The organism is Actinomarinicola tropica (assembly GCF_009650215.1).
Classification (GTDB): Bacteria; Actinomycetota; Acidimicrobiia; order Acidimicrobiales; family SKKL01; genus Actinomarinicola; species Actinomarinicola tropica.
The window spans coordinates 904,900-916,181 of sequence record NZ_CP045851.1; the positions used below are offsets into that span (position 1 = coordinate 904,900).

Genomic DNA, 11,282 nt, shown 5'->3' on the forward strand with positions numbered 1-11,282 from the left:
CCCGGTGCCGCTGGGTCAGCCCGGTCGGCCGTGCACCGCGAGCGATGCGTTGGCGTAGCGCTCGTCGTCGGTGACCTCGTCCCCGAACCAGGCCGGGGGTTCGAGCGCGGCGAGCGCCTCGTCGGAGTCCGCCTCGACCTCGACGAGCACCAGGCCCTGCAGGTCCCCGGCGAACACGTCGAGCTCGGCGACGCCGACCTCGATGGGGATGCGGTAGCGGGTCTTCTCGATCCGTCGGCCCGCGGTGTGGGGCCACGCGGCCTCGAACCGGTCGCGCCCGATCTTCCACTCCAGCTCGGTCCGGACCCGACCCGACCCGCCCTTGATCGTGAGCGTCCGGGCGCCGTCGGACGTCTCTCGCACCCTCACCGCGACGTCGCCGTCGAGGGCCAGGTACCCCTGGCGGATCGCCGTGCCGTCGTCGGGCAGGTCGGGGAGCTCGCGCACGAGGAAGGTCCGCTCCCGCTCGACCGAGGCGTGGGGTGCGGCAGCGGCGCGCTGCTCGGCGACGGCCCGGTCCCACGGGTCGGCGAGCCGGGCGACGAACGACGAGGCCGAGCCGCCGTAGACCTCCCGCCCGAGTGCGATGGCTGCCGTGCGCAGCTCCCGCTGGCGCCGTCGGGCCGCCCGGCGCGCCGCGTCCCGCGCGTCGTCGTCGACCTCGCCGGCGGCCTCGTCCAGCGACTCGACCAGCACGGCCAGGTCGTGGTCGTCGCCGAGGAGGTCCGACAGCTCGTCGAGCTGGGCGACGAGCGGCGCGGCGGTGTCCGGGTCGGCGGGCGCCAGCAGGCGCGCCTGGTACCAGAGCCGCTTCACCGCCTTGCGCCACTCGTGGGACCGGCGGTCGCTCCCGTCCTTCTTCTCCAGCCGCCGCCACGCGGTGCGGCCGTCTCGGTAGGTCCGTTCGAGCCCGTCGCGCAGCGGGGCCGGGTCGGCGGGCAGCGGCCACGCCTCGACCAGGGCGCGGGCCCGGACGATCCGCTCCCTCGCGTCGGCGATGCGGGGATCGTCGGCGTGGAGGCTCGCCGACGCCGCGGCGGCGATCGCCGCCTGGCGGTCCCGCACCACCGTCAGCCGCCGTGCCGCCTTCCCGGACGCGGCGTCGACGAGGTCGTCGAGCGTCGAGAGCAGCACCTGGGCGTCGCGGATGTCCGACAGCTGCCGCCCGGCGTCGCGCGCGTCGGCGTTGACCGGCGCGTAGGTGTCGCCGAGCGCCGGTCGCGCGAGCCGGGCCAGGCCGCGCAGCTCCTTGCCCCGCTTGCGCACCTCGTGCACGGCGGTGGCGACGTCCTCCGGCTCGGGCGTCGGGCCCAAGCCGTCCAGCCGGTCGATCGCCTCGTCGAGGCAGCCGAGGGCCACGCGGCGGAGCGCCTCGTCGAGCGGCCGGGTGGGGTCGAGCTCGTAGGTCGCCATCCCCCCGTCCTATCCCGCCCGCCGCGGATGTAGCCTGCCGCCGTCCGGGGATCTGGGGCCCCGGCGCTCGAGGGGGTCCACATGACCGAGCACGTCGACGTGCTGATCGTCGGAGCCGGCATCTCCGGGATCGGCGCCGCCTACCACCTGCAGACGCAGCGCCCGGGCACGACGTTCGCGCTGCTCGACGCCCATCCCGCGGCCGGCGGCACGTGGTGGACGCACCGCTACCCGGGCATCCGCTCCGACAGCGACCTGTTCACCTTCGGCTACCGCTTCAAGCCGTGGACGGGCACCCCGATCGCCACCGGCGAGGAGATCCTCAAGTACCTGAGCGAGGTCATCGAGGAGAACGACCTCGGTCGGCACATCCGCTACGAGCACCGGGTGGAGGCGGCGTCGTGGTCGTCCGAGGACGCCCTCTGGACCGTCGAGGCCGTCCGGCTCGACACCGGCGAGCAGGTGCGGTTCACCGCCCGGTTCCTGTGGATGTGCCAGGGCTACTACCGCCACGACCAGGGGTACACGCCGGAGTGGGAGGGGTTCGACGACTTCGAGGGCCGGGTCGTGCACCCCCAGCTGTGGCCCGACGACCTCGACCTCACCGGCCAGCGCGTCGTGGTCATCGGGTCGGGCGCCACCGCGGCGACCCTCATCCCCAACATCGCCGACCGGTGTGCCCACGTGACGATGCTCCAGCGGTCGCCGACGTTCTTCTTCGTGAAGCCGAACTCGAACGAGGTCGCGGACATGCTGCGCGAGCTCGACATCCCCGACGAGTGGGTCCACGAGATCGTCCGGCGCAAGATCATCCACGACCAGGACGCGATCACGAAGCTGTCGTTCGACGACCCCGAGGCGCTGCGTGCGTTCCTCATCGAGACGATCAGGCCCCTCGTGCCCGAGGGGGTCGACGTCGACCGCCACTTCAACCCGCCGTACCGGCCGTGGCAGCAGCGGATCGCGGTGCTGCCCGACGGTGACCTCTTCGCCGCGATGCGGTCGGGGCAGGCGAGCGTCGTCACCGACCAGATCGAGCGCTTCGACGCCACCGGCATCCAGCTGGCGTCGGGCGAGCACCTCGACGCCGACGTCGTCATCACCGCCACCGGCTTCGACCTGAGCGTGATGGGCGATGTGTCGTTCGCCGTCGACGGGCAGGCCGTCGACTTCGCCGACACGGTCACCTACCGGGGGATCATGTTCACCGGCGTGCCGAACATGGCCTACGTGTTCGGCTACTTCCGGGCCAGCTGGACCCTGCGCGCCGACCTGATCAGCGACTTCGTCTGCCGGCTGCTCGACCACATGGACGAGCGCGTCGCGTCCTCGGTCGTGCCGGCCGTGCCGGACGAGGAGGCCGACATGGCCCTGCTCCCGTGGGTCGAGCCGGACAACTTCAACCCCGGGTACCTCACCCGGTCGATGCACCTCATGCCCCGCCAGGGCGACCGGCTGCCGTGGCGGCTGCTGCACGACTACGCCGAGGAGCGCGAGATCATCGCCGGCGCCGACCTCGACGACGGGCGCCTCCACTACAGCTGACCGGCGACCTCCGACCGAGGAGGGGACGTTCGTCCCTACCGCCGCGGCCCCGGCGGTGTCAGCGTGGATCCGTGGGTGGATCCCGCGCCCGGGGCGCGGCGGAACCGAGGAGGTCGCCATGACCGACTACCCGCAGGGGAACCGACTCGACGGCAAGGTGGCGCTGATCTCGGGCGGGGCCCGTGGTCTGGGCGAGGCGTTCGCCCGCGCCATGGTCGCCCAGGGGGCGAAGGTGGTCATCGGCGACATGCTCGACGACGACGGCAAGGTCCTCGCCGACGAGCTGGGTGAGGCCTGCACCTACGTGCACCTCGACGTCACCGACCGGACGCAGTGGGACGCGGCGGTCGCCGCCGCCACCCGGACCTACGGCCGGCTCAACGTGCTCGTCAACAACGCCGGCATCGTGCGGTTCGGTCCGATCGACGAGTTCCCGGTCGAGCAGTGGGACGAGGTGCTCGACGTGAACCTGAACGGCGTGTTCCACGGCATCCAGGCGTCGGTCGCGGCGCTGAAGGACGCGGCGCCGAGCTCGATCATCAACATCTCGTCGACCGCCGGCCTGCAGGGCTACGTCGCGCTCTCCGCCTACAACGCCACGAAGTTCGCGGTGCGGGGTCTGACCAAGTCGGTGGCGCTCGACCTCGGGACCGCCGGGGTGCGCTGCAACTCGGTGCACCCGGGGGCGGTGCTCACGCCGATGACCGAAGACCTCGACCTCCCGCAGCGCCACGTGGCGATGCGTCGGGTCGGGCAGCCGCCGGAGCTCGCGCACCTGGTCGTCTACCTGGCGAGCGACGAGTCGACGTTCTGCACCGGGGCGGAGTTCACCGCCGACGGCGGCGAGACGGCCGGGCTCGCGGCGGGGGCCACGGCCACGACCTGACGGGGACCGGATCACGGTGCCGCCGGTGGCACGGGGTTCCCACCGGCGGCACCGCTCCGGTGCCGGTCACGCTCAGGCCAGGTCGGCGAGCACCTTGTCGATGGCCTCGAGGAAGGACTGCGAGCCCTCCTTGGCCATCTCGTACTGCTCATCGGTGAGCCCGCCGCCGTTCTGGACGACGGTCACCTCGGTGCGGCCGTCGACCTCCCGGAGGCTCATCTGCATGAGGTCGTCGGTGTCGCGCACCTCGCCCTCGTCGCTGATGGCGATGACGAGGCGGTCGGGCGGCTCGACGACGACGAACTCGCCGACCCAGTGGATCTCGTTGCCCTCGTAGGTCATCGTGCCGCGCCAGGTGCCGCCGTCGCGCAGGTCCCACTCGTGGACCTCCATCGGCACGTCGGCGCCGAACCACCGGGCGAAGAGGTCGGCTTCGGACAGCGCCCGCCAGACCAGGGCCTGCGGGGCGTCGAACGTGCGCTGGATGACGTAGCCGCGCGAGGCGTCGAAGCTGTCGGCGCGGCCGGCGGGGGTGTGGGCGGTGAGCTCGGGATCGAGGGTGGCCATGTCGGGGTTCTCCTTCGTGCGATGGCGGGCGTGGTGCCCGTCGGTGCTTGACCTTCGCGCCGATCACCGTCATAGTCAACCAAGAAGTTGATAAAGCATCTGGTTGAGGACAAGGAGGGCCGAGCGTGGCTGCGACGGAGGACCGGGGGAGCGAGGACGACCGCCTCGACCTCGTCTTCGCCGCGCTCGCCGACGCCACCCGAAGGGCCCTGCTCGCCCGGCTGGCCGAGGGGGAGGCGACGCTCAACGAACTGGCCGAGCCGTTCGACATGAGCCTCCAGGCGGTGTCGAAGCACCTGAAGGTGCTGGAGCGGGCCGGATTGATCTCCCGCACGCGGGACGCCCAACGGCGTCCGGCCCGGCTCGAGCCGGAGTCGCTCGCCGAGGCGACGACGTGGATCGAGGAGAACCGGCGGGTGTGGGAGGGTCGGATCGACGCCCTCGGCGCCGTCGTGGCCGACCTGGTCAACCGGGAGTGACGGCCTCCGCCGGCGTGCCCTTCGGGGTCGGGCCGTCCCAGAAGATCGCCAGGGCGATGCCGGACGGGTCGGTGAAGTTGAGGATGGCCCCGACGGGGATGTCGATCACGCCCGAGGTCTCGACGCCCTGGGCGCGCAGGTGACCGTCCCACTCGTCGAGGTCCTCGCGGGAGGCGCAGGCGAGCGCCAGGTGGTCGAGGCCCGTGCGATGCGGGTCGAACCGGTCGGTCGACGTGCCGCCGGCCGGTCCGAACTCGACGAGGCCCACGCTGAACCCTCCGCCGGCGAAGCGCATGACGCACGCCCGCCGCTCGTCGCCCTCCTCGCGGAAGACCTCCTCGAACCCGAGGACCCGTGCGTACCACTCGGCGCAGAGGTCCCGGTCGTGGACGGTGAGGGCGACGTGGTGGAACGCGTCGAGATCGCGCATGTCCCAGCTTCGCGCCGGGCCGCCGGTCAGTCGTCGATCGCCAGGAGCGCGGCCTCCAGCTCCTGGCGCTCGGCATCGCTCAGCCGTGCCCCCGGGTGGAGCAGCGAGTACTGCGCCGGCGGCATGGACCCCTCTGCGACGGTCTCCGCGGCGTCGTCCCCGTCGCCGTCCCACTCGGAGAAGTTCAGCTCGTCGCGCCCGGACTCGACGTCGCGGCGGACGAGCCACGACATCGGCGCCACGTAGGAGTACGCCGGCCAGTCGGTCTCGTTGGAGTGGCAGTCGTAGCAGGCGGACCGGGCGAGCTCCTCGGCGCGAGCGCTCGGCCAGGTCGGTTCGGCGACGACCGGCGGGTTCGGCTTCTCCCAGCCGTAGGGCACGAGCTGGATGGCGAGGAACACGACGAGAGCACCGAGCGCCGACCGCACGAGGATCCTCCGCATCGCGCCATCTGATCACGGAGGGGCGGTGCCCCGTACGATCGGCGGCATGTCCCAGGCCGTCGACGATCTCGCGCCCGAACCGGGGTCGGCGGCGTGGTGGGCGGCCCATGCCGACCGGCTGGCCCGTCGTCGCCCGCGCACCGGGGGGCTGACGATCGAACGGATCGTCGACACCGCCGTCGCCATCATCGACGCCGAGGGGCTCGATGCGCTGACCGTGCGCAACCTGGCGGCGCGGTTCGAGACGAGCAGCGCCACCCTCTACCGCCACGTGGCGAGCGTCGAGGAGCTGCGCGTCCTCGTCGTCGACCACGTCCTCGGCGAGGTCCGCATCCCCGGGGACAGCGTGTCGGCCGCGGAGCGCGTCGTCGCCCTCGGCCTCGAGCTGCGGCGCGTCCTCCTCGCGCATCCCGGCGTGGTGCCGGCGCTGCCCGCGGCACCATTGCTCGGCCCGAACGCCCAGCGCGGCGCCGAGGCCGGCTTCGCCAGCCTGCTCGCCCTCGGACTGCCGGAGGAGGAAGCGGTCCCCGCGTACCTCGCCCTCATCGACTTCGTCCTCGGCTCGGTGTTCTTCGACTCCGCGTCCGGCGTCCACGGCCGCACGCTCGGCATCGACGGCGACGACGTCGTGGCCTCCGGACTGCACACGTTCCTGCACGGACTCGCCCGCGCCGACTGACTCGGCCCCCAGCTCCCGGTTGCGCGACACGCGAGCGACGCTCGCACTACAGTCCGCGGATCGGGGCCGCACCTGGGGAGAACCACATGTCCACGTCACCGTCGCTCACCGAGCCCACCTTCTGGCGCCTGCCGCTCGAGGAGCGCATGGCGCTGTTCGCCGAGCTGCGCGAGCAGGGTGCGTTCATCCCGTACTCGCTGACGATGCCCGACGGCACGCCGCTCGACTTCCACGCCGTCACCCGGTACGCCGAGATCGTCGAGATCAGCCGCCACCCGCAGGACTGGTGCTCCGGCCAGGGCGCGGTGTCGATCCCCGACCTGCCCGCCGAGGCCCTCGAGTACTTCGGATCGTTCATCAACATGGACGACCCCCGCCACGCCCGCCAGCGCGGCATCGTCGCCCGCTCGTTCACGCCCCGTCAGCTCCAGGGCGTCCTCGACTCGGTCGAGACGATCTGCACCGAGGTCATCGACTCGTTCTGCGAGAAGGGCGAGGTCGACCTGGTCGAGGAGCTGTCCCAGCCGTTCCCGCTCCTGGTCATCTGCGACATGATGGGCATCCCCCGCAGCGAGTTCGACACCGTCCTGCGCGCCACCAACGTCATCCTCGGCGCCGGCGACCCCGACTTCATCGGCGAGCGCGACATCCTCACCGCCCTCTTCGAAGCCGGCATGGAGCTCATCGGCCTCATGAACGAGCTGGCCGAGGACCGCAAGAAGAACCCCAAGGACGACCTCACCACCCAGCTCGTCCACAACGACCTCGGCGAGGACATGCTCGCCCCCTCCGAGGTCGGACCGTTCTTCATCCTCCTCGCCACCGCCGGCAACGACACCACCCGCACCGCGATCAGCCACGGCATGAACCTGCTGTCGAAGAACCCCGAGCAGCGCCGGATCTGGCAGGACGACCTCGACGGCGTCAGCGGCACCGCGGTCGACGAGATCGTCCGCGTCGCCTCCCCGGTGACGTTCATGCGGCGCACCGCCACCCGCGACGTCGAGCTGTCCGGCCAGCAGTTCCGCGAGGGCGAGAAGGTCGTCATGTTCTACGGCGCCGGCAACCGCGACCCCCGCGTGTTCGACCGCCCCGAGGAGTTCGACGTCCGCCGCGACCCGAACCCCCACGTCGGCTTCGGCGGCCCCGGACCGCACTTCTGCCTCGGCGCCCACCTGGCCCGCCGCGAGCTGTCGGTCGCGTTCCGCCAGCTGCTCAGCCGGCTCCCCGACATCGAGGTGTCCGGCGAGGCCGTCCCGCTCGAGGCCCAGGGCATCCCGCTCGTCGGCGGCATCAAGCACCTGCCGGTGAGCTTCACGCCGTCCGCGCCCGTCGGGAGCTGACCCGCCGGCCGACGTCAACGGTCGCGACCAACCCTCGGGGGTGACCATGTACGACCTCGTCATCACGGGCGGCGACGTCCACGACGGCACGGGGGCCGCGCCGCAGCGCCTCGACGTGGGGGTGCGCGACGGTCGCATCGTCTCGGTGGCACCGACGATCGACGGCGACGCCGGCGAACGCATCGACGCCACCGACTGCATCGTCACGCCCGGCTTCGTCGATCCGCACACCCACTTCGACGGTCAGGCCACCTGGGACGAGGTGCTCGAACCGGCATCGGTCCACGGCGTCACCACGGTCGTGATGGGCAACTGCGGCGTCGGGTTCGCACCCGTGCGACCCGACGCCCACGACCAGCTCGTCGAGCTGATGGAAGGCGTCGAGGACATCCCCGGCACCGCCCTGCACGAGGGCATGAGCTGGGAGTGGGAGAGCTTCGCGGAGTACCTCGACCTCCTCGGCACCCGTCGCTGGTCGATCGACGTCGCCACCCAGCTGCCGCACGGCGCGCTGCGCGCCTACGTGATGGGCGACAGGGCGACCGAGCACGGACCGGCCACGCCCGACGACGTCACCGAGATGGCCCGCATCGCCCGCGAGGCGATGGCGACCGGCGCGCTGGGCTTCACCACCTCCCGCACGCTCGGCCACACGGCTCTCGACGGCACGCCGGTCCCCGGCACCTTCGCCGACGACGACGAGCTGTTCGCCATCGCTCGGGCCGTCCGCGACGGAGGTGGCCGCGTGTTCGAGGTCGCCGGTGCCGGCATCGTGCCCCACGACGATCCCGACGTCGTCGCCCGCGAGCTCGACTGGATCGGTCGCATGGCCCTGGAGACCGGGCTCACCGCCACGTTCATCTGCCTCCAGCAGCACGCCGACCCCACGCGCTGGCGCGACGAGCTCGACGCCGCGGCCCGCTGGCGGGAGAAGGGCGCCACGGTCGTCCCACTCGTCGCCGGCCGGCCCTTCGGCGTGCTGCTCGGGTGGGACGTGCGCCACCCGTTCCGGCTCCGGCCGAGCTACGAGGCGGTCGCCGGGCTGCCCCTCGCCGAGCGACTCGACCACCTCCGGCGTCCCGAGGTTCGGGCGGCGATCCTCGCCGAGCAGCCCGAAGGTGACGCCGCAGCCGTCGCCACGCAGCAGGGGATGGCCATGATCCTGCCCCTGTGCTCCCCGCTCTCCGGCGTCCCCGACTACGAACCCGCACCCGCCGACATGCTCGGCGCCATCGCCGCCGGGCGTGGGGTCTCGGTGGAGGAGGCCGCCTACGACGCCCTGCTCGGCGAGGGCGGCGACGGCGCCATGCTGCTGTTCCCGATGTTCAACTACGCCGACGGCGACCACGACGTCCTGCTCCAGCAGCTGCAGGACCCCGCCGCCGTGCTCGGGCTCGGCGACGCCGGTGCTCACTGCGGGGCCATCTGCGACGCGTCGATCCCCACCTACGCGCTGACCCACTGGGTGCGCGACCGCACACGGGGCCCCCGCCTCGAGCTCGGCGAGGTGATCCGACGGCTCACCTCGCAGCCGGCCGAGCTCTACGGCTTCGCGGACCGGGGCCGCATCGCCGAAGGGCTCCGGGCCGACCTCAACGTCATCGACGTGGACGCCCTCCGGCTCCTGCCGCCGCGGGTGGAGCACGACCTCCCCGCCGGCGGCGCCCGCATCCTCCAGGGTGCCGTGGGCTACCGGGCCACCATCGCGGGAGGACAGGTCACCCGCCGTGACGGCGTCGACACCGGGGCCCGTCCCGGGCGCCTCGTGCGCAACGGTTGAGCGGTCACCGTCCAGGAGAGCGCCCTAGCGTGCGGGCCCATGGCTGACGACGGTCTCACCGACTTCGAGCACTCGACGTTCACCCATGCGGGCAAGGAGCGTCGGGTGTTCCGGCTCGGGACCGGGCCGGCGGTCATCGTCCTCGCCGAGATGCCCGGGATCACCCCCGAGGTCGCGGCGTTCGCCCGACGTGTCGCCGCGATCGGCTGCACGGCGGTCGTCCCGCACCTGTTCGGGGTGCCGGGGCGGGACCCGTACGCCCGCGGCCGGGTCGCGCTCGGCATCGACATGGCGCGCTCGATCGTCCCCGCCTGCATCAGCCGCGAGTTCACGGTGTGGGCCACCGGCCGCACCTCGCCCGTCGTCTCGTGGCTGCGCGCCCTCGCCGCGCGCGAGCACCAGCTCTGCGGGGGCCCCGGTGTGGGTGCCGTCGGCATGTGCTTCACCGGCGGGTTCGCCCTCGCCATGGCCGTCGAGCCGGTCGTCGTGGCGCCCGTCCTCTCACAGCCCTCGCTGCCGCTCGTCATCGGGCGCCGACCGCGGGCGGCGGCCTCGATCGACTGCGACCCTGACGAGCTCGACGTCGTCGCCGGTCGGTGCGCTGCCGAGGGCCTGACCGTGCTCGGGCTGAGGTTCGAGGGCGACGGCCTCGTGCCGGAGGACCGGTTCACGTTCCTGTCCGAGCAGCTCGGCGCGGGGTTCGTGGCGGTGTCCCTGCCGGACGCGTCGGCGAACCCCGACGCCGTGGGGTCGCCCCACTCGGTGCTGACCGAGCACCTGATCGACGCTCCGGGAGAGCTCACCCGCGACGCGCTCGACCAGGTCCTCGACCTGTTCCGCACCCGTCTCCTCGGGACCTGAGCCGGTACTGTCCGCGCATGACCGCCGTCTTCGTCCACGGGGTCCCCGAGACGTCGTCGCTCTGGGACCCGCTCGTCGCCGAGCTCGACCGTGACGACACGGCCCAGCTCGCCCTCCCCGGGTTCGGCAGCGCGCTGCCCGACGGGTTCGAGCCCACCATGCACCGCTACGCCGACTGGCTCGCCGACGAGCTGCGCCGCTTCGACGAGGTCGACCTCGTCGGCCACGACTGGGGTGCCCTGCTCTCCATGCGGGTGCTCGCCGACCAGCCCGCCAACGTGCGGACCTGGGTCATCGACAGCGGTGACCTCGGGCCCGACCACAAGTGGCACGACGCGGCCCGCACCTGGCAGACGCCCGGCGACGGCGAGGCGGTCATGGACGCGTGGGTCGCCAGCTCGGTCGAGGACCGCGCCGCGACCCTCGAAGGCGTCGGCGCCCCCGCCGACGGCGCGCTCGAGATGGCCCGGCACCTCGACGCGGAGATGGGGCGGGCGATCCTCGGCCTCTACCGCTCGGCCGTCGACGTGGGGCGCGAGTGGGGACCTGGGATCGACTCCTGGACGGCGCCCGGCATGGTCGTCGGGTCGGCCCTCGACCCGTTCCGCAGCCCCCGCCTGATCACCCGCCTGGCCGAGCGCACCGGCGCCGAGGTGCTCGAGCTATCGGAGTGCGGCCACTGGTGGATGCTCGAACGCCCCGCCGAGGTCGCCCGCGCCCTCGAGTCCTTCTGGTCCCGCCACCCCTGACACTCACCCCCCCCGAACCCCCGCCGCCGACCCGCCGGGTCGGGCGCGGTTGGCGTCACATGCGCCGGATGTCGCGCCCGACCGAGGGGGAGGGGCGTGCGGGCGCT

Annotated in this window: 12 protein-coding genes; 8 read left to right on the top strand and 4 right to left on the bottom strand. The window is 72.8% G+C overall.

Annotated elements, in window-relative coordinates:
* Positions 1-15: 15 nt before the first annotated feature.
* Positions 16-1,413 carry a CHAD domain-containing protein gene (locus GH723_RS04540; RefSeq protein WP_153758537.1) on the bottom strand — a complete coding sequence of 466 codons (1,398 nt, stop codon included), beginning with the start codon at positions 1,411-1,413 and terminating at the stop codon, positions 16-18.
* Positions 1,414-1,494: 81 nt separating this feature from the next.
* Here GH723_RS04540 and GH723_RS04545 point away from each other — a divergent pair, with 81 nt between their 5' ends.
* Positions 1,495-2,958: a flavin-containing monooxygenase gene (locus tag GH723_RS04545; protein WP_153758538.1), complete on the top strand. Its 1,464-nt coding sequence runs from the start codon at positions 1,495-1,497 to the stop codon at positions 2,956-2,958.
* 118 nt (positions 2,959-3,076) lie between these two features.
* Positions 3,077-3,844, top strand: a complete 768-nt coding sequence (locus tag GH723_RS04550; protein WP_153758539.1) for an SDR family oxidoreductase — start codon at positions 3,077-3,079, stop codon at positions 3,842-3,844.
* Between the two features lie 72 nt (positions 3,845-3,916).
* Here the strand turns inward: GH723_RS04550 and GH723_RS04555 are convergent, their stop codons facing one another.
* The gene (locus GH723_RS04555) at positions 3,917-4,411 is read right to left on the bottom strand and encodes an SRPBCC family protein (protein WP_153758540.1); all 495 of its coding nucleotides are present in this window, start codon (positions 4,409-4,411) and stop codon (positions 3,917-3,919) included.
* A gap of 125 nt (positions 4,412-4,536) precedes the next feature.
* On the opposite strand from GH723_RS04555, the gene GH723_RS04560 reads away from it, so the two are divergent.
* A complete protein-coding gene (locus GH723_RS04560; protein ID WP_153758541.1) occupies positions 4,537-4,890 on the top strand; it encodes an ArsR/SmtB family transcription factor in 354 nt (117 codons plus the stop codon).
* Here GH723_RS04560 and GH723_RS04565 read toward each other — a convergent pair.
* Both GH723_RS04565 and GH723_RS04570 read right to left on the bottom strand, forming a co-directional pair.
* The gene (locus GH723_RS04565) at positions 4,877-5,320 is read right to left on the bottom strand and encodes a VOC family protein (protein WP_153758542.1); all 444 of its coding nucleotides are present in this window, start codon (positions 5,318-5,320) and stop codon (positions 4,877-4,879) included. The genes GH723_RS04560 and GH723_RS04565 overlap by 14 nt on opposite strands.
* 26 nt (positions 5,321-5,346) lie before the next feature.
* Positions 5,347-5,763 (bottom strand): heme-binding domain-containing protein, encoded by a 417-nt coding sequence (locus GH723_RS04570; protein WP_153758543.1) that lies wholly within the window; start codon positions 5,761-5,763, stop codon positions 5,347-5,349.
* 46 nt (positions 5,764-5,809) lie between these two features.
* Between GH723_RS04570 and GH723_RS04575 the strand changes: the two genes are divergently transcribed.
* From GH723_RS04575 to GH723_RS04595, 5 genes are all read left to right on the top strand, one after another.
* Positions 5,810-6,442, top strand: coding sequence for a TetR/AcrR family transcriptional regulator (locus tag GH723_RS04575; RefSeq protein ID WP_195210525.1), 633 nt, complete (start codon positions 5,810-5,812; stop codon positions 6,440-6,442).
* Between the two features lie 86 nt (positions 6,443-6,528).
* Complete coding sequence (locus GH723_RS04580) at positions 6,529-7,785, top strand: cytochrome P450 (RefSeq protein WP_153758545.1); 1,257 nt, start codon at positions 6,529-6,531, stop codon at positions 7,783-7,785.
* A 46-nt stretch (positions 7,786-7,831) separates the two neighbouring features.
* Positions 7,832-9,565, top strand: coding sequence for an N-acyl-D-amino-acid deacylase family protein (locus GH723_RS04585; protein ID WP_153758546.1), 1,734 nt, complete (start codon positions 7,832-7,834; stop codon positions 9,563-9,565).
* A gap of 39 nt (positions 9,566-9,604) precedes the next feature.
* Positions 9,605-10,426 (top strand): dienelactone hydrolase family protein, encoded by an 822-nt coding sequence (locus GH723_RS04590; protein ID WP_153758547.1) that lies wholly within the window; start codon positions 9,605-9,607, stop codon positions 10,424-10,426.
* 17 nt (positions 10,427-10,443) lie between these two features.
* Positions 10,444-11,175, top strand: coding sequence for an alpha/beta fold hydrolase (locus GH723_RS04595; RefSeq protein ID WP_153758548.1), 732 nt, complete (start codon positions 10,444-10,446; stop codon positions 11,173-11,175).
* Positions 11,176-11,282 lie beyond the last annotated feature (107 nt).